The 21,500-nt window shown below is 63.6% G+C and carries 20 protein-coding genes; 9 read left to right on the top strand and 11 right to left on the bottom strand.

Annotated elements, in window-relative coordinates:
- Nucleotide 1 precedes the first annotated feature (1 nt).
- Entirely contained in the window at nt 2-532 is a 531-nt protein-coding gene (locus IVA88_RS00595) for a methylated-DNA--[protein]-cysteine S-methyltransferase (RefSeq protein ID WP_247495358.1), read from the bottom strand.
- A gap of 72 nt (nt 533-604) precedes the next feature.
- Here IVA88_RS00595 and IVA88_RS00590 point away from each other — a divergent pair, with 72 nt between their 5' ends.
- Nucleotides 605-985, top strand: coding sequence for a DUF1304 domain-containing protein (locus IVA88_RS00590; protein WP_247495485.1), 381 nt, complete (start codon nt 605-607; stop codon nt 983-985).
- A 135-nt stretch (nt 986-1,120) separates the two neighbouring features.
- Complete coding sequence (locus IVA88_RS00585; protein WP_247495357.1) at nt 1,121-2,362, top strand: ABC transporter substrate-binding protein; 1,242 nt, start codon at nt 1,121-1,123, stop codon at nt 2,360-2,362.
- Nucleotides 2,363-2,434: 72 nt separating this feature from the next.
- Here the strand turns inward: IVA88_RS00585 and IVA88_RS00580 are convergent, their stop codons facing one another.
- Nucleotides 2,435-2,860: a DUF1330 domain-containing protein gene (locus IVA88_RS00580; protein WP_247495356.1), complete on the bottom strand. Its 426-nt coding sequence runs from the start codon at nt 2,858-2,860 to the stop codon at nt 2,435-2,437.
- 168 nt (nt 2,861-3,028) lie between these two features.
- On the opposite strand from IVA88_RS00580, the gene IVA88_RS00575 reads away from it, so the two are divergent.
- Both IVA88_RS00575 and IVA88_RS00570 read left to right on the top strand, forming a co-directional pair.
- A complete protein-coding gene (locus IVA88_RS00575; RefSeq protein ID WP_247495355.1) occupies nt 3,029-5,242 on the top strand; it encodes a penicillin-binding protein 1A in 2,214 nt (737 codons plus the stop codon).
- 362 nt (nt 5,243-5,604) lie between these two features.
- The gene (locus IVA88_RS00570) at nt 5,605-6,270 is read left to right on the top strand and encodes a hypothetical protein (RefSeq protein WP_247495354.1); all 666 of its coding nucleotides are present in this window, start codon (nt 5,605-5,607) and stop codon (nt 6,268-6,270) included.
- Between the two features lie 192 nt (nt 6,271-6,462).
- Here IVA88_RS00570 and IVA88_RS00565 read toward each other — a convergent pair whose 3' ends face one another.
- The 4 genes from IVA88_RS00565 to IVA88_RS00550 all read right to left on the bottom strand — a co-directional run bounded on the left by IVA88_RS00565 (nt 6,463) and on the right by IVA88_RS00550 (nt 10,724).
- Entirely contained in the window at nt 6,463-7,302 is an 840-nt protein-coding gene (locus IVA88_RS00565) for a SprT family zinc-dependent metalloprotease (protein ID WP_247495484.1), read from the bottom strand.
- Nucleotides 7,303-7,519: 217 nt separating this feature from the next.
- Nucleotides 7,520-8,848 carry a polyhydroxyalkanoate depolymerase gene (phaZ, locus tag IVA88_RS00560; RefSeq protein ID WP_247495353.1) on the bottom strand — a complete coding sequence of 443 codons (1,329 nt, stop codon included), beginning with the start codon at nt 8,846-8,848 and terminating at the stop codon, nt 7,520-7,522.
- A gap of 121 nt (nt 8,849-8,969) precedes the next feature.
- Nucleotides 8,970-9,788 (bottom strand): ABC transporter permease, encoded by an 819-nt coding sequence (locus tag IVA88_RS00555; protein WP_247495352.1) that lies wholly within the window; start codon nt 9,786-9,788, stop codon nt 8,970-8,972.
- Between the two features lie 132 nt (nt 9,789-9,920).
- A complete protein-coding gene (locus IVA88_RS00550) occupies nt 9,921-10,724 on the bottom strand; it encodes an ABC transporter ATP-binding protein (RefSeq protein WP_247495351.1) in 804 nt (267 codons plus the stop codon).
- Between the two features lie 105 nt (nt 10,725-10,829).
- Between IVA88_RS00550 and IVA88_RS00545 the strand changes: the two genes are divergently transcribed.
- Both IVA88_RS00545 and IVA88_RS00540 read left to right on the top strand, forming a co-directional pair.
- Complete coding sequence (locus tag IVA88_RS00545; RefSeq protein WP_247495350.1) at nt 10,830-12,140, top strand: ActS/PrrB/RegB family redox-sensitive histidine kinase; 1,311 nt, start codon at nt 10,830-10,832, stop codon at nt 12,138-12,140.
- Nucleotides 12,141-12,243: 103 nt separating this feature from the next.
- Nucleotides 12,244-12,798, top strand: coding sequence for an ActR/PrrA/RegA family redox response regulator transcription factor (locus tag IVA88_RS00540; RefSeq protein ID WP_247495349.1), 555 nt, complete (start codon nt 12,244-12,246; stop codon nt 12,796-12,798).
- A gap of 99 nt (nt 12,799-12,897) precedes the next feature.
- Here the strand turns inward: IVA88_RS00540 and IVA88_RS00535 are convergent, their stop codons facing one another.
- On the bottom strand, nt 12,898-13,389 hold the full coding sequence (locus IVA88_RS00535) for an MmcB family DNA repair protein (RefSeq protein ID WP_247495348.1): 492 nt from the start codon (nt 13,387-13,389) through the stop codon (nt 12,898-12,900).
- Between the two features lie 236 nt (nt 13,390-13,625).
- On the opposite strand from IVA88_RS00535, the gene IVA88_RS00530 reads away from it, so the two are divergent.
- Nucleotides 13,626-15,323 carry an alpha-amylase family protein gene (locus IVA88_RS00530; protein ID WP_247495347.1) on the top strand — a complete coding sequence of 566 codons (1,698 nt, stop codon included), beginning with the start codon at nt 13,626-13,628 and terminating at the stop codon, nt 15,321-15,323.
- A gap of 18 nt (nt 15,324-15,341) precedes the next feature.
- Here IVA88_RS00530 and IVA88_RS00525 read toward each other — a convergent pair whose 3' ends face one another.
- Nucleotides 15,342-16,943: an alpha-amylase family glycosyl hydrolase gene (locus tag IVA88_RS00525; protein ID WP_247495346.1), complete on the bottom strand. Its 1,602-nt coding sequence runs from the start codon at nt 16,941-16,943 to the stop codon at nt 15,342-15,344.
- Between the two features lie 172 nt (nt 16,944-17,115).
- On the opposite strand from IVA88_RS00525, the gene IVA88_RS00520 reads away from it, so the two are divergent.
- Nucleotides 17,116-17,796, top strand: a complete 681-nt coding sequence (locus tag IVA88_RS00520; protein WP_247495345.1) for an MBL fold metallo-hydrolase — start codon at nt 17,116-17,118, stop codon at nt 17,794-17,796.
- Between the two features lie 3 nt (nt 17,797-17,799).
- On the opposite strand, the gene IVA88_RS00515 is transcribed toward IVA88_RS00520, so the two are convergent.
- Complete coding sequence (locus tag IVA88_RS00515; RefSeq protein ID WP_247495344.1) at nt 17,800-18,117, bottom strand: helix-turn-helix domain-containing protein; 318 nt, start codon at nt 18,115-18,117, stop codon at nt 17,800-17,802.
- Between the two features lie 195 nt (nt 18,118-18,312).
- Here IVA88_RS00515 and IVA88_RS00510 point away from each other — a divergent pair, with 195 nt between their 5' ends.
- Nucleotides 18,313-18,615 (top strand): antibiotic biosynthesis monooxygenase, encoded by a 303-nt coding sequence (locus tag IVA88_RS00510; RefSeq protein ID WP_247495343.1) that lies wholly within the window; start codon nt 18,313-18,315, stop codon nt 18,613-18,615.
- Between the two features lies 1 nt (nt 18,616).
- Here the strand turns inward: IVA88_RS00510 and IVA88_RS00505 are convergent, their stop codons facing one another.
- Nucleotides 18,617-19,777, bottom strand: coding sequence for a PHB depolymerase family esterase (locus IVA88_RS00505; RefSeq protein WP_247495342.1), 1,161 nt, complete (start codon nt 19,775-19,777; stop codon nt 18,617-18,619).
- Between the two features lie 141 nt (nt 19,778-19,918).
- Complete coding sequence (locus tag IVA88_RS00500; RefSeq protein ID WP_247495341.1) at nt 19,919-21,331, bottom strand: MFS transporter; 1,413 nt, start codon at nt 21,329-21,331, stop codon at nt 19,919-19,921.
- Nucleotides 21,332-21,500: the final 169 nt, after the last annotated feature.

Below are 21,500 nucleotides of genomic sequence, written 5' to 3'. Positions count from 1 at the left end.
CCTAGACCGCCACCCCTTCATGCCGCAGCAGCCAGCGCTTGCGCTCGAGGCCGCCGCCATACTTCACCAGAGAACCGTCGGCGCCGATCAGGCGGTGGCACGGCAGCACCACGCTGATCGGATTGGAGCCGTTGGCATGGCCGACAGCGCGAATGGCTTTGGGCGTGTCGATCCTGGCGGCGAGCGCGCCATAGCTGAGTGTGGTGCCGACAGGGATTTGCACCAACGCGTTCCAGACCTTCTGCTGGAACGGCGTGCCGGCGATGCGCCATGCGATGCCTGAGAGCTGGCCGAGATCGCCGTCGAAATAGCCCGCCAGCGCAATTCGCAGGGCCGCAGGCGCGGGCTGGTCGCTCAGATCCACCGCACCGTAGTGCAGGCGCAAGAGCTCGCGCATGCGGTGCTCGTAGTCCTCCCAGTCGAGCGCGCGCAAGGCGCCCTCGGCGTCGGTGACCAGCAGCGCGATCCCGATCGGGGTCGCCAGGCGATCGAGGCCGAAGCGTACAGATGGTTTGGTCGGTCGCGCGGGCATTGCAGCACCATGGCATCGAAACACGCCATCGCACTTGCCACGCCTGCTGTGCTAACGTCCACCCGAAAGCTGATGCTGGGGGAGCTCAACTTGATCTGGATCGCGAATATCCTGGTGGCGCTGGTCGCCGCACTGCACGCTTACTTCCTGATCCTGGAGATGTTCCTCTGGGACAAGCCGCAGGGCTTGAAGGTTTTCCGCAACACGCCGGAGAAGGCCGAGATCACGAAGGTGCTGGCCGCCAACCAGGGGCTTTATAACGGCTTCCTGGCCGCCGGCCTGGTCTGGGGTCTGGTGCACGGCAATCCGGCCTTCGCGTTCCAGATCAAGGCGTTCTTCCTGCTCTGCGTGATCGTGGCCGGCGCCTATGGCGCGGCGACCGTCAGTACGCGCATCCTGATGGTGCAGGCCCTGCCGGCGGCGATCGCGCTGTTAGTCTTGTTCCTGACCTGAGACGCTAAAGCGCAGCGCCGCGATCCTTGCGCGTCGCCTGCCCTTCCTCCACAATCTCCGACAGCGATGGCGACCGTTGGCAATCAACGGAAAAAGACCGTCGGCCGGAAATTCCGTCAGGAGGAACAACCCCACATGAGCAATCGCACAGCCTTCATAGCTGCCACGGCGGCGCTCGCCTTCACGTTCTACACCAGCCAAGCCTTCGTCAGTGAAGCCCTCGCCCAGAAGAAGTACGACACCGGCGCGAGCGACACCGAAATCAAGATCGGCCAAACCGTGCCGTTCTCCGGCGCCTACTCCGTCTACGCCAACATCGGCAAGACCCAGGCCGCCTACTTCAAGATGATCAACGATCAGGGCGGCATCAACGGCCGCAAGATCAATCTGATCCAGTATGACGACGCCTATTCGCCGCCGAAGACGGTCGAACAGGTGCGCAAGCTGGTCGAAGGCGACGAGGTCCTGTTCACCTTCCAGATCATCGGCACCGCCGCGAACGCCGCCGTGCAAAAATATCTGAACGGCAAAAAGATCCCGCAGCTGCTGGCGTCCACGGGCGCCGCGCGCTTCAACGATCCGCAGAACTATCCCTGGACCATCGCCTATAATCCCAACTATGTGTCCGAGGGACGCATCTACGCCAAGTACATCCTCAAGGAGCATCCGAACGCCAAGATCGGCGTGCTCTACCAGAACGACGACATGGGCCGCGACTATCTCGCCGGCCTCAAGAGCGGCCTTGGCGACAAGGCCGCCGGCATGATCGTCGGCGAGGTGTCCTACGAGGTCACCGATCCGACTGTGGACTCGCAGGTGGTCAAGCTGAAGTCGCTGGGCGCCGATCTCTTCTACGATGCCTCGACGCCGAAGTTCGCGGCGCAGGCCATCAAGAAGGTGGCCGAACTCGGCTGGAACCCGGTGCACATCCTCGACATCAATGCGAGCCCGATCTCGGCGACGCTGAAGCCGGCCGGCCTCGACATCTCCAAGGGCATTATCTCGACCCAATACGGCAAGGAGCCCAGCGATCCGCAGTGGAAGGACGATCCGGGCGTGAAAGCATTCTTCGCCTTCATGGACAAGTATTTCCCCGAAGGCGACAAGCTCAACACGGTCAACACCTATGCTTATTCCGTCGCCGAGCTGCTGACGCAAGTGCTGAAGCAGTGCGGCGACGACCTGTCGCGTGAGAACGTCATGAAGCAGGTCGCCAACATCAAGGACTTCACGCCCAGCTTCGCGCTGCCCGGCATCAAGATCAACACCGGGCCGAACGACTACCGCGTCAACAAGCAGATGCAGATGATGCGGTTCAACGGCGAACGCTGGGAGCTGTTCGGCCCGATCATGGAGGATGCAGGTCCGGCGGGTTAGTTCTCCTCGCGAGGTGGGTTACGCTTGGCGGACTGCGCTTACGCGCAGCCGCAGGGCTAACCCACCCCATGCCTAAGCAGGTATCTCGCCAAAGTTCTTTCCCACCGGCAGCACCGCATGCCTGATCAGGCGTGAATCCTCCACTGCGGCCTGCCGGTGCTTCACCGCTTCGCGATAGACGGGATCGCGGATCATCTCGACGAAGGCGGCGACGCTTGGGTATTCGGCGATGAAGCAGTGGTCCCAGCGCTCAGTCTCGGGGCCGATCAGCATCAGCTCGAACTTGCCCTGCCAGACGATGCGGCCGCCGAGGCGTTCGAACACCGGGCCGCTCTCTCGGCCATAGGCCGCATAGGCTTCCGCGCCGCTCGCCTTGCGTCCGTCGGGATAGGCCGCCTCCCTGCGCAAGCGCACCAGGTTGAGCATGTGGATCGGGCCGGGGCGGTCATTGTCCCGGAACTGCGCGAAAATCTCCTTGGTCGGATCGATGTGGCCCATCTGAGTTCCCTGTTGTTTTATGCCGGCGATCCTAGCTCTGCTGTCCACCCAGCGGAACTGCGGGCAGCGAATGCCGCACCTCCTAATCGCGCGTTAAGCTCTGGGTAACCGGGCCTTAAACAGCGACCGCTAGCGTGCGGCGGGGCGGGCTGACCGGGCGTTTTGCGTATGGGATTGGGGAAGAAAAAGGGTGGGCGGAAGGAGCCGTTGTTCGGCTTGCCTGCGGCACTCGCCGATCTGCGCCTGACCGCGGCGGACCGTGTCCCCGGCGGCGACGACAAGCCGAAGAAATCAACCAAATCATCTGCCAAGCGCAAGAGCGAGGATGCCGCCGACGAGTCGCCGCGCGAGAGGAAGGCGCCGGCCGGCCGCGGCGGCGCCAAGCGGCGATCCAAGTCGCGCATCGGCGTTGGTCTCGGCCGCCTGGTCTATTGGAGCGCGGTGCTGAGCCTGTGGGGTGCGATCGCCGTGATCGGCGTCGTGATCTATGTCGGCGCTCACCTGCCGCCGATCCAGTCACTGGAAATCCCCAAGCGGCCGCCGACGATCCAGATCGTCGGCATCGACGGCAGCATGCTGGCGCAGCGCGGCGAGATGGCCGGTGCCAACGTCTCGCTGAATGATCTGCCGCAATATCTGCCCAAGGCGTTCATCGCCATCGAGGACCGCCGCTTCTATTCGCATTTCGGCATCGACCCGGTCGGGATCCTGCGCGCGCTCGTCACCAACGTGCTCCATCGCGGCGTGTCGCAAGGCGGGTCGACGCTGACGCAGCAACTGGCGAAAAACCTGTTCCTGACCCAGGAGCGCACCATGCAGCGCAAGCTGCAGGAAGCGGAGCTCGCGATCTGGCTGGAGCGCAAGCATTCCAAGAACCAGATCTTGGAGCTCTATCTCAACCGCGTCTATTTCGGCTCCGGGGCCTATGGCGTCGAGGCCGCCGCGCAGCGCTATTTCGGCAAGTCGGCCAAGAACGTCAACATCGCCGAGGCCGCGATGCTGGCCGGCCTCGTCAAATCACCATCGCGCCTTGCGCCGAACCGCAACCCCGAGGGCGCGGAAGCGCGCGCGAAAATCGTGCTCACGGCGATGGCGGATGCCAAATTCATCACCGACGCGCAGGCGCAGGCTTCGATCGGCCATCCCTCCTACAATGTGAAGCCGGTCGGCGCCGGCACGGTCAATTACGTCGCCGACTGGATCGGCGAGGTGCTGGACGATCTGGTCGGCCAGATCGACGAGAGCATCAAGGTCGAGACCACGATCGATCCGAAACTCCAGAGCGTGGCGGAAGCCGCCATCATCGACGAGTTGGCGGCCAAGAGCGTGAAGTTCAATGTCAGCCAGGGCGCGCTGGTGGCGATGACGCCTGACGGCGCGGTCCGCGCCATGGTGGGCGGGCGGAACTATTCCGAGAGCCAGTACAACCGCGCCGTCACCGCAAGGCGCCAGCCCGGCTCCTCGTTCAAGCCGTTCGTGTACCTGACCGCGCTCGAGCAGGGGCTGACGCCCGGCACGATCCGCCAGGACGCGCCGATCGAGGTCAAGGGCTGGAGACCTGAAAACTACACGCACGAATATTTCGGCTCCGTGACGCTGACGCAGGCACTGGCGATGTCGCTCAACACCGTTGCGATCCGCCTCGGCCTCGAGGTCGGGCCGAAGAACGTGGTGCGCACCGCGCACCGGCTCGGCATCTCCTCAAAGCTCGAGCCCAACGCCTCGATCGCGCTTGGCACCTCCGAAGTCTCGGTGGTCGAGCTGGTCGGCGCCTATGCGCCCTTCGCCAATGGCGGCTTCGCGGCAGTGCCGCATGTCGTGACGCGGATCAGGACACTCGGCGGCAAGCTGCTCTACATGCGCCAGGCGGACGAGCGCAACCAGGTGATCGACCCGCGCTATGTCGGCATGATGAACACGATGATGCGGGAGACGCTGATCTCTGGCACGGCCAAGAAGGCCGAGATTCCGGGCTGGGCGGCGGCCGGCAAGACCGGCACCAGCCAGGACTACCGCGACGCCTGGTTCATCGGCTACACCGCCAGCCTCGTCACCGGCGTGTGGCTCGGCAATGACGACAACTCGCCGACCAAAAAGGCGACCGGCGGCGGCTTGCCAGTCGAAGTCTGGTCGCGCTTCATGCGCACGGCGCACGAGGGCGTGCCGGTCGCGGCCTTGCCGAGCTCTCCAGGTGGCTGGGGCCTGTCGAATCTCGCGCAGGCAGCCTCGCAGGTGTCGCCGCCGACAGTGGCAGCAGCCGCACCGGGACCGACTAGCAACGGCGGCTATCGCCCGCCCCCCACGCGCGCCAATGCGCGGCCAGAAGCAGCCGCGGGACTCGATGGCTGGCTGATGGACCGGCTGTTCGGCGGAAATCGCTAGGTTCGGTCTGAGGTCTCGATGACCTCTAAACAAAAACTGCGAAAACAACCCCATGCACAGTAGCCGGCCATGTCCGGCGCGACGCGCGGCGGATGGTGCGAACTCATTGACGCGTCGGATCATTCGGTCGCCGTCGCGCAAGGCGCGCCGACAGCATCGCATTTGGCGATTCAGCGCAATGAATGCGGCTGCGATGCAGCGCACTCGGAGGGGCAAGTCCTCCCAACGCCGGCACGAATTACCGAGGCCAGGGAATTCGTGAAGGCCAAAACATCAGTCTTTTCAAGTCCCCGCCAGTGGTCCAGGATTTGCTTCCCTAGGTTGAGCCTTAGTGAATCGGGTTTAGTGCCAAGGGGCGTTTGATGATGTCAGGTTTATCCGGTGCGGCGTTGCCTTATCTGCGTCCTGTATCAACGTCGAGCTCACATGCGACCTCGACATCCGGCGCCCTGCCGGAAGCACCACCTGCGACCGACGCCGCGACCAGCAGCTCCGGCATTAAAGTCTCCCAACTCAAGCCGCTGCAAGGCGCCAAGGCGATATCGGCGGCGGATAATCCGGTCCTGCGCGACCTCATGGCAACGAACTGGCTGACGACCCACGGCGCGAGCGCTACTCAACCGGCCGTCTCGGACGATGCGCCGGAGAACACCTATGCTCAGGTGAAGGTTGCCGGAAAGGTGGTCGCCACTCTGTACAATGGCGGGTCCTCGACGATGACCAACGAGGCGGCCGCTGAGATCGGCAGGCTGGAGGATCCTCCAGGTCTGGGCGGTCCCGATCTGGCGCAGTGGCGGGCCGACAGATACGCCGAGCGGCTTGGCGGCACCGTTGAAAAAGCTTCCACCGCGATCTCGCAATCGCAATGGACACCGCGTCAAAGCAGTTCTCCAACCTACAGCCGCGATGAACTCGACGCGGCCTTCCAGGCGATGCTGGCCGAGGGCCAGAAGGCGGCCGCGCAACTGCAATCGTCCTATCTCGCCTCGCGCACGCAGCCGGGGACAAGCGCGGATTTCAAGGCTTGACCACGGAGATGGATTAGACGGGCGGACGTCGCCGCCTTCTCGACTGGCATGCCCCGCGAAAACCGGGAATCCAGTACGCCCGCGGCCTCTCGGTTCAATGACAATCGTCTCGGAATACCGGATCGCCCGCTCCAGTACGCAACTGCGCACAAGGCGGGCGATGACAGCTTCCGTATTGCTAACGGCGAGGGCTTAGTCCTCGACCCCGTACCGGTGCAGATCATTGCCGTACGTGTCGAGCCACTTCTTGGCGCGCTCCATCGACGGGCAGACCCTGCCGCAGACGCGCCAGAATCGCGCCGAGTGGTTCATCTCGACGAGATGGGCGACCTCGTGGGCGGCGAGATAGTCGAGCACGAAGGGCGGCGCGAGGATCAGACGCCAGGAGAACGACAACGAGCCGGCCGAGGTGCAGGAGCCCCAGCGACTCGACTGATCGCGGATCGAGAGCCGCTTCACCTTGACGCCGAGCTCGGCGGCATAGGCTTCCGCGGCGCGCTGAAGGTCGCGGCGCGCCTCGCGCTTGAGGAAGTCGCTGACGCGACGGTCCGCATGCTCGACGCCGCCGGCGACGCAGAGAATGCGTTCACCGCTATCGCGCACTTCCGTCCACACCGTACCGCGCGTGCCGGCGCGATGAACGATGCGATGAGAAACGCCGCGAAGCGGTATCACTGTGCCAGGCTGGAACGGCGCGGCCTTCGGCAAACGGCCGAGACGTGCCGCGATCCACGCGCCGTGGCGCTGCGCGAAGTCCTTTGCTTCGGCGAGCGTGCCGCGCGGCGGCATGGTGAGGATGGCTTCGCGATCGCTCGGATGAATTCTGAGCGTGTAACGGCGCGCGCGGCGATGCCGGCGCAGTCGAATCGCAAAAAATTGCGATCCGTGGGTGATCAGGAGGGTCTTCGGTTCGTGGGGCCGCCGATAAAGGAGTGCGCGAGTGGCCATGTCTGTCAGTCCGGGGGGCAGGAGGGCGCCCGGATTCTGCCATAACCGCCGCCAGGGAAAGCGCTCGGCGCAAAAACAAATCATTTGCCCAATATACAGGGGTCTGGCGTCCGGGAGACCCCACAGACTGGGGTTGGAACCGGCTTTTTTCGCCTCCGCTGGACGCATGCGGCACCCCCAAGGGGTGAGCTAGGACTCACTCCTACAGAGCTACCACAGTACCGCGAATCTGGAGGGAACTCGCCCCTGTCGGAGCCCCCGACAGAGCCTCGATTTTCGACGGGAAAGCCGAAAAACGCGATTATTCAGCCGCGAGAGCCTGCAACGAGCTCGGATTCGCCGCCGAGACCATGAAGTCATGGATACGCGGCACGATTTCCGACTTGAAGCGCGAGCCGTTGAACACACCGTAATGTCCGACGCCCTTCTGGACGTAATGAACGCGGCGATGATCGGGGATCGAGCTGCACAACGTGTGCGTTGCTTCGGTCTGACCGAGACCCGAGATGTCGTCGTTCTCGCCTTCGACCGTCATCAAGGCGACGCGCGTGACCTTGGAAGGATCGACGCGTGTTCCACGATGGGTCATCTCGCCCTTCGGCAGCGAGTGCTTCACGAACACGGTGTCGACGGTCTGCAGATAATACTCGGCGGAGAGGTCCATCACCGCGAGATATTCGTCGTAGAAGTCGCGATGCTTGTCGACGAGGTCGCCATCGCCCTTCACCAGATTGGCGAACAGCTGCTTGTGGGCATCCATATGCCGGTCGAGATTCATGCTGATGAAGCCGTTCAGCTGCAGGAAGCCCGGATAGACGTCGCGCATCATGCCCGGATGTGGGAACGGCACCTTGGTGATGACGTGATTGCGGAACCAATCGATGCCGCGCTCCTGGGCAAGGTCGTTCACCCCGGTCGGGTTGCGGCGGGTGTCGATCGGGCCACCCATCAGCGTCATCGAGGTCGGCACGAAAGGATCGCGCCGCGCTTCCATGATCGAGACGGCGGCAACGACGGGAACGGAAGGCTGGCACACCGCCAGCACATGCGTGTTGCCGCCGAGGACATGCAGCATCTCGATGACATAATCGATGTAGTCGTCGAGATCGAAGCGGCCGTCGCTGAGTGGCACCATGCGGGCGTCGGCCCAGTCGGTGATGTAGACCTCATGCGCCGGCAGGAACGCCTCGACCGTGCCGCGCAGGAGCGTCGCATAGTGGCCGGACATTGGAGCGACGATCAGCACGCGCGGCTGCGGGCTCCGCAGCGGGCGGGTGAACTTGCGATCGAAGTAGAGCAGGCGGCAGAACGGCTTTTCCCAGACCGAGCGGACCTCGACAGGGACGCGGATGCCGTTGACCTCGGCGTCATTGAGACCCCATTCCGGCTTGCCGTAGCGCCGTGTGGTGCGTTCGAACAATTCGCAGGCCGCGGCAACCGACTTGCCGACCTCGGTGCGGGCCCATGGGTTCAGCGGATTCTGAAACAGGAGCTTGGTCGCGTCGGTGACCGCACGCGCCGGATTGAGAGAGGCCTGCGCCATCTCGTACATCCAGTACATCGGCGTCGTCAGGACCGGACTGCCTTCGGCCACCAGGGGCGGCGCGCCGCCAAACTCACCAATCGGCATCGTTATCTTCCTCTTCGCATCGCAGCATACTGCCGAATGCGTAATATTGCGTCAATGCATGGTTCCGTACATCTACGTGGCCGAGGTGCCCAAATCGGGCTGAATCCACGAGAAAGTGACGTTATTCGCCGCCTGACAGCAGCGAGCCCTGCTTCCTGGCGCTGCACAAAAGGGCAAGGAATGCCCCAAAAGATGCAACCAGCAGCACCACGTTCATGGCCAACGCACTCAGCATCAGATCGGTCCTGAACGTGTTTTCGATCAGCAGCGCGCGCATTCCTTCGAACACGTAGGTCGGCGGCAGCGCCCAGGCGACATATTGCAGCCAGACCGGCAGCACGCTGACGGGATAGTAGACGCAGGCGAGCGGCATGATCGCGAACATCAAGGTCCAGACGATGCTCTCGGCGCCAAGTCCGTTTCGCAGCACCAGGCCGGAGACGAAGATGCCGACCGACCAGCTCGTGAAGATCAGATTGCAGAAGAACGCGATCAGCGGCACGCCGAGTGCATAAACGTTGAAGTGAAACAGGAACAGCGCGAGCAGCGTCATCGGGATGACGCCGATCGCGAGCCGGATCAGGCTCATGATCATCAGCGACAGCAGAAATTCGATCGGCTTCAACGGGCTCATCATGAGATTGCCGAGATTGCGCGCCCACATCTCTTCCAGGAACGAGATTGAAAAGCCGAGCTGCCCGCGAAACAGGATGTCCCAGAGGATGACGGCGCCGATGAGGGTGCCGCCGGCACGCGCGAAGAAGTTGGCATTCTGCGCGATATAAAGCTGAAGAAAGCCCCAGGTGATCACCTGGAGCGCCGGCCAGTAGAGGAGCTCGAGCAGCCGCGGCCAGGACGACATCAGCAAATACCAATAGCGCAGGATCATTGCGCCGATGCGATGGAGGGAAATGCCGCGATGGAGGGAGGAATCAGTCATGGCCGCTCCGGGATCTGCACGCACCGTCATTGCGAGGAGCCCTTGCGACGAAGCAATCCAGAATTCTTCCGCGGAGAGATTCTGGATTGCTTCGCTTCGCTCGCAATGACGAAAGCAACGCCCCCGGCTCGGTCATCGCGCCGCCTCCTTCGCGCCATTCACCCGGCCGCGCGCGACGTCCAGGAACACCTCTTCCAGCGTGGTTCGGTTGTAGCGGGCCATGATGGCTTCGGGCGTATCGTCGTCCTCGATACGGCCGCGCTTCATGATGATGACGCGGTCGCAGAGCCGCTCGACCTCGAGCATGTTGTGCGAGGCCAGGAGGATCGTGGCGTTGTTCGCCCTGCGATAACGCTCCAGATGACCCCGGACCCAGTCGGCGGTATCAGGATCGAGCGAGGCGGTCGGCTCGTCCAACAACAGCAGCTCGGGATGGTTGATCAGCGCCTTGGCGAGCGCAACGCGCGTCTTCTGGCCGGCGGAGAGCTTGCCGTTGGCGCGGTCGATGAACTCGGTGAGATCGAGATCGTCGGCGAGCGTCGCGATGCGGTCGGGGAGGTTCTTCACCGCATAGAGCTTGCCGAACACGGTGAGGTTCTGACGCACCGTGAGCCGCATCGGCATGTCGACATAGGGGCTCTCGAAATTCATCCGCCCCAGCACGGAAGCGCTCTCCTCCGGCATCCGATGCCCGAGCACCTGCACGCGGCCGGAGGTCGGCAGCACGAGGCCCATGATCATCGCAATCGTCGTGGTCTTGCCGGCGCCGTTGCCGCCGAGCAGCCCGGTAATGCTGCCGCGCGGAAGCGAAAAGGAGATGTCGTCGACGGCGCGGGTCTGCTTGTAGACCTTGACGAGGTGATCGACCGCGATTGCCGCGGAGGGGCTGCGATCCGCGACAGTCGGCCAGCTTGAAGCCTTGTCATTCTCGGTCATGCTGGGCGTTCTTCTGCTATTGCAGCGGAGAGCGCAAGGCTTGTAATCCGGTGGTTCCGCGAGCCGCGCGCTTGAGATCGAGAAGGCACCGCCCCATTGGCCGAAATGACCGAACTTGCCGCTTCCGACTTTCGCCCCGCGCAGCGGCATATCCGCCTGGACACGATCCTGCGGCTGCGCTGGCTCGCGGTGCTGGGCCAGCTCGCCGCGATCTTCATCGTGGCCCAAGGATTGGAATTCAACGTCGAGATCGTCCCCTGCGTCAGCATCATCGCCCTGTCGGCGGCGCTCAACCTGGCGCTCCAGACCGTGTCCAATCCGCTGCAACGGCTGCAGCCGACACAGGCGGCCGGACTGCTCGCGCTCAATATCGTGGAGCTGGCAGGTCTCCTGTTCTTCACCGGCGGACTCCAGAACCCGTTCTCGTTCCTGTTTCTCGCGCCCGTGCTGATCTCGGCCACCGCGCTGCCGGCCCGCGTCACCTTCGGCCTCGGCGTGCTGGCTGTCGCCTGCGCCTCGGTCCTGTTCTTCTTCCACCTGCCGCTGCCTTGGGATTCCGACGATCCGCTGGTGCTGCCGCCGATCTATCTCGTCGGCGTCTGGCTCTCGATCGCGCTCGCGATCGGCGTCACCAGCCTCTACTCGTTCCAGGTCACCGAAGAGGCGCGCAAGCTCGCCGACGCGCTGGCCGCGACCGAGCTGGTGCTGACGCGCGAGCAGCATCTGACCCAGCTCGACGGCCTGGCTGCGGCCGCAGCGCACGAGCTCGGCACGCCGCTCGCGACCATCTTCCTGATCTCGCGCGAACTGGAAAAGACGGTGAAGGAGCCGGTCTTTGCCGCCGACCTGAAGACGCTGCGCGAGCAAACGCAGCGTTGCCGCGACATATTGAGCAAGATCACCCAGCTCTCCTCCACCGGCGCGCCGTTCGACCGCATGAAGCTGTCGGAGCTGATAGAGGAGGTGGTGGCGCCGCACCGCGATTTCGGCGTCGATATCAAGGTACGCATTGCCGTCGCCATCGTGACCGAGCCCGTCGGTTCGCGCAATCCGGCGATCCTCTATGGCGTCGGCAACATCGTCGAGAACGCGGTCGATTTCGCCCGCACCACCGTCGAGGTGAATGCTTGGTGGAACAAGGACACGATCGAGCTCGTGATCTCCGACGACGGTCCCGGCATTCCGCCCGACATCCTCAACCGGATCGGCGAGCCGTATCTGTCGCGGCGGCGCAGCCAAGACGCAGGCGGCGGCCTTGGACTTGGCGTGTTCATCGCACGCACTTTGCTGGAACGCACCGGCGCCAAGGTCTCGTTTACCAACCGGACTTTTCCGGACCATGGCGCGGTGGTTCAGATCACGTGGCCGAGAGTGCGTTTTGAGGCTATCGAGACCTTTGAAGAAACAATAGGATAGGCCGCGACCTTGCGTCGCACAACGGGGCCGATCGACCATTGGCGGCCTTGGCACCGCCCGATTGCGCCGCCATATGTAGACGCGTTGGAGAGAGGACGACACCTTGAACGCCATCGCCGAACTGAACGAACAGACCGACCGCTCACTCCTGATCGTGGAGGACGACAAGCCGTTTCTGGAGCGGCTGTCGCGCGCCATGGAAACGCGGGGCTTTGCGGTGACGTCCTGTGACACCGTCTCCGACGGTCTTGCGCAGATCGGCAAGTCGGCACCGGCATTCGCCGTGGTCGATCTGCGGCTCGGCGACGGCAATGGTCTCGACGTGGTCTCGGCGCTGAAGAAGAAGCGCCCCGACGCCCGCGCAATCGTGCTGACCGGCTATGGCAACATCGCCACCGCCGTCACCGCGGTGAAGATGGGCGCGATCGATTATCTCTCCAAGCCCGCGGACGCCGACGACGTGGTCGCGGCGCTGCTGTCGACCGGCTCGGACAAATCCGAGCTGCCGGCGAACCCCATGTCGGCCGACCGCGTCCGCTGGGAGCACATCCAGCGCATCTACGAGATGTGCAACCGCAACGTCTCGGAAACGGCGCGGCGCCTCAACATGCACCGGCGCACGTTGCAGCGGATCCTGGCGAAGCGCGCGCCACGGTAATCTGAGATCCGTAGGGTGGGTAGAGCGAAGCGAAACCCACCTTCTTCGCACGTTGCATCGAAGTGATGGGTTTCGCTTCGCTCTACCCATCCTACGACTTTACTCCCAAAAATCCGCATGCCCCTGCGGATCGACCAGCCGGTTGATCCGCAAGGCCGCCGCCATGCCAAATCGCACCGTCATCTGCTTGCGCGTGGCCGCAGCGAGCTTGTGCTCCGGCGCCTCGCACTGCAGGTGCGCGCCATAGGTATCCGCGATGATCAGGCCAGTGTCTTGCGGAAAGATCTCGCAAGGCAGGTCCTGCGTGAAGGCAAAGAACAGCCGGTCGCAATGCGCGCGGTATTCGTGCCATTTCTGATCGGCGCGCAAATCCTCCACCGACGACTTGATCTCGACGATCCAGATCTCGCCGCGCTCGTTCAGCGCGACGAGATCGGCGCGCCGCCCCGACGGCAGCGGCAATTCGCTGATGCAGGTGAAACCGAGCGAGCGCAACAGGCGCGCCGTGCCGCGCGCGATCGCCAGCGCCGTCTCGGATTGACGGCGGTCCGGCGGCGGCACGAGGGTGATGGTGCGGGCGGTGTTGTCCATGGGGGGAGGATAGCCGATTCCGTCATCAGTGTCGTCCCGGCGAAGGCCGGGACCCATAGCCACAGGGCCACGTTTGGCAAGGATTCGTCGTTCGGTACTTCTGCCACCCAATCGATAGATCACGCGGTATGGGTCCCGGCCTTCGCCGGGACGACATTGTGGGTGGGAACCTGACCTTCCCAAAACACTTATCACGCAGCCGCCGCACCTCGGCGGAACCACCGAGGCTGCGGCGCATGATCGACGATCTCTGGTACAAGAATGGCGTGTTCTATTGCCTGTCCATCGGCACCTATATGGATGCCAACGGCGACGGCGTCGGCGACTTCAAGGGCCTTCTGCGCCGGCTCGATTATCTGCATGGGCTCGGCATTACCGCAATCTGGCTGATGCCGTTCCAGACGTCGCCCGGCCGCGACGACGGCTACGACATCGCCGATTATTATAACGTCGATCCCCGATACGGCACGCTCGGCGACTTCGTCGAGTTCGCCCATGGCTGCAAGCAGCGCGGCATCCGCATCATCATCGACCTCGTGGTCAACCACACTTCGGACCAGCATCCCTGGTTCAAGGAGGCGCGGCGCGACAAGAACTCGCCCCATCGCGACTGGTATGTGTGGTCCGACAAGAAGCCCGCCAACGCCAACGAGGGCATGGTGTTTCCGGGCGTGCAGAAATCGACCTGGACTCGCGACAAGGAGGCCGGCGCCTGGTACTTCCACCGCTTCTATGATTTCCAACCCGACCTCAACACGTCGAACCCGCAGGTGCAGGCCGAGATCCTCAAGATCATGGGTTTCTGGATCCAGCTCGGCGTCTCCGGTTTCCGCATGGATGCCGTGCCGTTCGTGATCGCGACCAAGGGCGCCAAGGTGAAGAAACCTGTCGAGCAATACGACATGCTGCGCGCGTTCCGCGAATTCCTGCAATGGCGCCAGGGCGACGCCATCATCCTCGCCGAAGCCAATGTGGTGCCGAAAACCGACATGGAATACTTCGGCCGCGATGGCGACCGCATGCACATGATGTTCAACTTCCACGTCAACCAGCATCTATTCTATGCGCTGGCCTCGGGCGACTCGCGTCCGCTGGCGAAGGCGCTGAAGGCGACCAAGCCGCGGCCGGCCTCGGCGCAATGGGGCCTGTTCCTGCGCAATCACGACGAGCTCGATCTCGGCCGCTTGACCAAGGCGCAGCGCGACGTCGTGTTCAAGCGCTTCGGTCCCGACAAGGACATGCAGCTCTACGACCGCGGCATTCGCCGCCGCCTCGCGCCGATGCTGGGCGGCGACCGCAGGCGGCTCGAGCTCGCCTACAGCCTGATGTGCACGCTGCCGGGGACGCCCGTGATCCGCTATGGCGACGAGATCGCGATGGGTGAGAATCTATCGCTGCCCGAACGCAATTGCGCACGCACGCCGATGCAATGGTCGACCGAGCCGCATGGCGGCTTCACCACCAGCGACAAGCCTGCCAGCCCGGTCATCGACGAGGGGCCTTACGGTTTCGAACACCTCAATGTCGCAAAACAGCGGCGCGATCCCAATTCCATGCTGAACTGGACCGAGCGCATCGTCCGCATGCGCAAGGAGGTGCCGGAGATCGGCTGGGGCGATTTCGCCATCGTTGCGACGCGCGATCCCGCCGTGTTCATCATGCGTTACGACTGGCGCAACAATTCCGTGCTGTTCGTGCACAATCTGGACGAGGTGCCGCGCGAGATCGCGTTCTCGGCAGGGCTGCCCGGCGATGTCGGCAAGCACCTGATCAACCTGCTCGCGGAAGATCATAGCCACGCCAACCAGCGCGGCCAGCATCGCGTCGTACTGGAGCCCTACGGCTATCGCTGGTACCGCGTCGGCGGGCTCGATTATCTGTTGAAGCGGAGTGATATCGACAAGACCGTGCGGGGCAACAAGCATCCGGCCTAGGTCCCCGCACACCAACGATTAGGATGGCGGCATCACCACCACGCCCTCATTGCCGCGCAAATCCAGCACGCCTTCGAGCCGCTCCCCCTCGCGATCCAAAAACGTCGACAACAATATCTCGCTGCCAAACTTTACCGCGCTGGTGGTGACGGCGATCGGCTCAGGACCGAGATTGAGCACCACGATCACCGCCCTGCCCTTGGCCTCGCGGCGATAGACCAGGAGATCGCCTTGCGCCGCGACCGAATGATAGTCGCCCGCGACCAGCGGCGGACATGCCCTCCGCAACGCGATCAGACGCTTGTAGAGCGTGAGGATCGAACGTGCGTCGGCTTCGAGATCGACGACGTTTTCGCGGATATGATCCTCCGGCAGCGGCAGCCACGGCCTGACGTCCGAGAAGCCGGCGAAGCCGGACGAATCCCACTGCATCGGGGTGCGGCAACCGTCGCGGCCGACACCGATGCCGGGGACGTTCTTCTCGAAGGGATCGCGCACGTCCTCGGGGGCGATCGCGAGCTGATGCATGCCGATCTCGTCGCCGTAATACAGCGTCGGCGTGCCGCGCAGCGTCAGCAGCAGCATGGCGGCGACGCGGGCCTGCTCCGGTCCGACGCGGCTTGCGACGCGCGGGCGATCGTGATTGCCGAGCACCCAGTTCGGCCAGGCGCCCTTCGGCAGCGCCTTCTCGTAATCCCCGACGATCTTCTCGATCGAGCGCGCGCTCCAGAAGGTCGAGAGCAGCGCGAAGTTGAACGGCATCTGCGCGCCGGCGAGATCGTTGCCGTAATAAGCCATGAGGCGATGCAGCGGCAGATAGATCTCGCCGATCAGGACGCGGGCATCATAGGCATCCGTGACGCGGCGCATCTCGGCGATGACGTCGTGCACCTCCGGCTGGTCGGTGGAATATTGCGTGAGGATCCTTTCGTTCGGCGGCCGGCCCTCGACATAATGCGGGTTTGGCGGATTGTCGCGGAATTCGGCGTCCTTGATCAGGTGCCAGATCACGTCGACGCGGAAGCCGTCGACGCCCTTCTCCAGCCAGAACCGCATCACGTCATAGATCGCCGCGCGGACATCGGGATTGCGCCAGTTGAGGTCGGGCTGCTGTGCGAGGAAGGCGTGATAATAGTATTGACCGGTCGTCTCGTCGAACTGCCACGCGCTGCCGCCGAACTCGGACAGCCAGTTGTTCGGCACGCCGCCATCCTCGGCCGGGTCGCGCCAGATGTACCAGTCGCGTTTGGGATTGTGGCGCGAGGAGCGGCTCTCGACGAACCAGGGATGCTGGTCCGAGGTGTGGTTCGGCACCAGGTCGAGGATCAGCTTGAGCCCATTGTCATGCGCGGCCGCAAGAAGCGCATCGAAATCCGCCATCGTGCCGAACAGCGGCTCGATGCCGGTATAGTCGGAGATGTCGTAGCCGAAATCGGCCATCGGCGACGGGAAGATCGGCGACAACCAGATCGCGTCGACGCCGAGAGATTTCACATAAGGTACGCGCTTAAGGATCCCGGCGAGATCGCCGACACCGTCACCATTGGAGTCCTGAAACGAGCGCGGGTAGATCTGATAGAAGATGCCGTCGCGCCACCAATTGTCGCCGATCTGAGCCATGCGGGAAACCACCTGAAAATCTTGAGTCTCGCGCAAGAGAACGCGAGAGCAGCGCCCCGGTTCAAACCAGCGGGCGAATTGGGACGGCCGTGTGACGGCAGCTGCCGCTGTTCCCCGGTCAGGGACGAATCTTTTGCTTGGCGGCATGGCAAAAATCGGCATTGTGAGCCCCATGAGCGAGCACAATGAGACACAAGCCAAGGCGGGCGCGAAGGCGGGCGCGATCATCGTTCCCGTGACGCTGTTCGAGCAGAATTGCACCATCATCTGGGACGAGCCTTCCAAGAAGGCCGTGGTGATCGATCCCGGCGGCGACGTGCCGAAGATCCTGGACGCGATCAAGCAGACCGGCGTCACCATGGAGAAGATCTGGCTGACCCACGGCCATATCGACCATGTCGGCGGCGCGGCCGAACTCCGCGATGCGCTGAAGGTGCCGATCGAGGGCCCGCACGCCGCCGACAAGTTCCTGCTCGACAACGTCGTCGAGAGCGGCGCGCGCTTCGGCATGACGGGCGTGCGCAATTTCGAGCCGGACCGCTGGCTCGACGAGGGCGATAGCGTCGCGATCGGCGACCTCCGGTTCGACATCTATCATTGCCCCGGCCACTCGCCCGGCAGCGTGGTGTTCTTCAACAAGGAGCTGCGCTTCGCCCATGTCGGCGACGTCCTGTTCGCCGGCTCGGTCGGGCGCACCGATTTGCCCGGCGGCAGTCATGCGACCCTGATCGACTCGATCAAGACAAAGCTGCTGCCGCTCGGCGACGATGTCGGTTTCATCTGCGGCCATGGTGCGGGCTCGAGCATTGGCCAGGAGCGGATGACCAATCCGTTCATCACCGGCGAGATGTGAGCTTTACTCCGCGGCGTGCGCCAGCGGCGCCATGTCACTGAGGTTGCGCTCGCCCCAGTCGCGGATCGCGGCAACAACCGGCACAAAGCTCTTGCCCTTACGGGTGAGGCGATATTCGACCTTTGGCGGCACCTCGCCAAAATCGTTGCGATCGATCAGGCCGCTCGCCGTCAGCGCCTTCAATTCGCGGCTGAGCACGCGGGGCGTGATCTCCGCGCTGCCTTCCGTGCCACGCAACAGGCCACTCCTGATCTCGCCATAGCGGCGCGGGCCATCCTTGAGGTCCCAGACGATGCGCAGCTTGTACTTGCCGCTGATCATCTTTTGAAAGGCGCGCGACCGGACAGGCGCGCGCCGGAATCGCCTTTGCCCTTTCCTTGGCCATGTCGTCTCCTCCATGTTCGAGGAGACGATAGGAGCAACGCCGGAAAAGTCCATACTATCAATTTTGTCCATACTTGCAGGATCGCATCCAGCACGCAGATGATGACGCACAACACGAACAGGGAGCGTCACATGAAGCACTTCATGATCCGGTACGAATTCAAGAACGGCACGACGGAGGCCTGGCACCAGGAGGTTGGCCGCTTCATCGAGGCGATCGACGGCGATCCGGACCTGAAGGGGCGGATCCGCTATCGTGTCCTGAAGAACCGCGACGACGGCGGCTATTTTCATCTCGCCAGCGTCAGCGAGGATGCCGCGCAGAAAACGCTGCAATCGCGCGACTTCTTCAAGGCCTATCAGGAGATGACGCGGAAGGTCGCCGGCGGCGAGGTAACGGTGACGCCGATCGAATGGATCGGCGCGACGGCCTGAGTTATTTCATCAATCCCGCGGCCGTGAGCGCGCGCGTGATGATCTGGCCGAGATCGAAGCTGCGGGCCTCCTCGCGTTTCGGCTCGGCCGGTTCTTCGGCGACCGCGGCGCGGATCGAGCGTGCCAGATGCGGCGCGGACGTCAGCGCCGGCTTCGCCTCCGCCTTCCTGGCCGCGTCGGGAATCCAGCTGGTCAGGCCGAAGAATGTTGCGATGTGATAGGACGAGGAGATGCCGGCCTCGATCAGGAACGCGCCTTCCACGCCATAGCGCTGGTCGTTGTCGGCAAGGCCGAGCGGCGTGCCGTGTGCCATGTCGGTGATGGCGTAGGACTCGACGAGCGTCTCGCCCTCCTTGTTCCACCAGGTCTGGCGCGGATATCCGTCGACATTGGTTTCCGCCATCGGGGCCTCAGGCAGATCATGCAAATCGAGCCACTGCTTGACGATCTCGTTGGCATTGCCGGGATTGACGGTGCGGTCGGCGCTGCCGTGCCACACCGAGATCTTCGGCCACGGCCCGCGATGGTTCGAGGCCCGCCGCACCAGATCGCCGAGCTCGCGCGCGGGCCGCGCCGGGGAGTGAAACATGCCGTCGAGCGCCTCGCGCAGATTCGTCGCGATGCCGTAGGGAAGTCCCGCGATGACCGCGCCGGCCGCGAAGATTTCAGGGTAGGTCGCGAGCATCACCGACGTCATGCCGCCACCGGCCGACAGGCCTGTGATGAAGATGCGCCGGGGATCGATGCGATGCGTTTCGATCATGTGCGCGATCATCTCGCGAATCGAGCGTGCCTCGCCGCTGTCCCGCGCCGTGTCTTCCGGATTGAACCAGTTGAAGCAGGTGTTGGTGTTGTTGACGCGCTGCTGCTCGGGCATCAACAGCGCAAAGCCGTAGTGCTCGGCGAGCGTCGACCATCCGGCACCGAGGTCGTAGCTTGCTGCCGTCTGGCCGCAGCCGTGCAGCACGACGACGAGCGCGCGCGGCTTCTGCAATTGCGGCGGCACGAACGCGAACAGGCGCAGATTGCCGGGATTGTCGCCGAAGCTCGTAACCTCTTGCAACGGACTGGCCGCATCGGCGCTGCGGCCGAACTCGGCGAAGCGCAATCCGTCCAGCTTCGGCAGACGTCTCAAGAGATCGACATTTCTGGTTAACGACACGGCAACTCCCGGCAGGCGACGTTCAACGTCCACCCAAACCAAATAGTTGCTGCAGCGCAAAATAAAAAGACCGTGTGCTGTCGATGATCCCTTAAATCACGGGAAAACCTGCAGGAATCCGCATGTATTAGCCGCAATGCCTCAACTTCGTGCAGATGCACGGCGCATCCACGCCAGGAATGCGGCGCAGATCATGATTAATGTCACAAACAGCGCGAGCGAGACGAGAAATCCTGCGCGCGCTGATTGCAGTGCTTCGATTGCAAAGAACACCGCGCCGATTGCGGCCACTCCGGCCGCATTTCCGATCTGCGCCGTGGTGCCGTACATGCCGGAGGCAGAACCTGCGGCCGCCGACTTCACCGTCGAAAGCACCGCGCCGGAGAGCGGCGCCATCACCAACCCCTGGCCGTAGCCGAAGATGATCATGGTGAGCGCGAGCAGGAATCCGGACGGCGCATCGACCGAGAACGCGACAAGCGCAAGCGCGGCGAGGCCCGCGATCTGAAGCGCGCATCCCTCGATCAGAACCTTGGTGCCGCGATGGCGCGCCCGCGCGCCGCTATGGCGCGAGGCCACGACGAAAGCGAGCGCGAGCGGAAGAAAGGCCATGCCGGCCGCGAGCGGCGGAATTTTCAGCCCGCGCTGCATGAAGAGCGTCATGACCAGATAGAACGAAAGATTGGCAAAAAAGAAAAAGAACGCCGCGCCAAGGCCGCGCAGGAAAGCGGCGTCCGCCAGCAGCGACAGATCAACCAGCGGCATGCCGCCGGCACGTGCCACCGCTTGCTCCAGCTTTGGGAATGCCAGGAGGATCACAGCGCCGATCGCCATCACCATCCACAGCCACGGTGCCCAGCCGAGATCGTGACCGAACAGCAGCGGACCGATCATGCCCAGCAATCCGGCGAACAGGACGACGCTGCCCTTGATATCGAGCCGGGTGCCGGCGCGACGCGGCACCGAGGGCATGATGCGCCAGGCCGCTGCCGCGATCACCAGACCCCACGGCACATTGACGAAGAAAACCGAACGCCAGCCGGTGCCGGCGAGATCGATCGTGACCAGGAGCCCACCGAGCAGGAAGCCCGCGGCGCCCGCGAGCCCCAGCACAATGCCGTAGATGGCGAAGGCGCGATTGCGCTGTTCATCGGTGAACAGGAGATGCAGCGTCGCCAGCACCTGCGGCACCATCAGCGCGGCGGTCGCGCCCTGCGCCAGCCGCGCGATGATCAGCTCCGCACCGGATTGCGCCAATCCGCACCACAGCGACGTCAGGGTGAAGCCGAGCAGGCCAGCCAGAAACACGTTCCTGGTGCCGTGGATGTCGCCGAGCCGGCCGCCGGTGACGACCAGCGTGGCATAAGCGATCAAATAGATCGCGATGACGGATTCGATCTGCGCCGGCGACGCCTTCAGCTCGACCGCGATGGTGGGAATGGCGACGTTGACCACGAAGGCATCGACGCCAAACATGAACTGGGCGGCGACGACGATCGCCAGCACCCACCAGCGGCGCGACGAATCGATCTGCCTTGTGACGGTTTGATGCATCGGCGCGCGACCCTTCGGATGTCGTTGCCGATAATCTCAGACCCTGAGCGGTGCCGCGATTACCTCAGAGGTAGGATGCGCGTTCCGCCTCTCTCCGCGTGCAGGGAGAGGGAGACGACAGACGCATGGCTGCATTCCGCCGCGCGGGACATCGCGCGATTGCGTTCGC

Origin of the sequence: Bradyrhizobium sp. 149 (assembly GCF_023073915.1) — a bacterium.
GTDB lineage: Bacteria > Pseudomonadota > Alphaproteobacteria > Rhizobiales > Xanthobacteraceae > Bradyrhizobium.
Note: the sequence above shows the minus strand (reverse complement) of the source record. Positions and strands in the feature narration are given on the sequence as shown.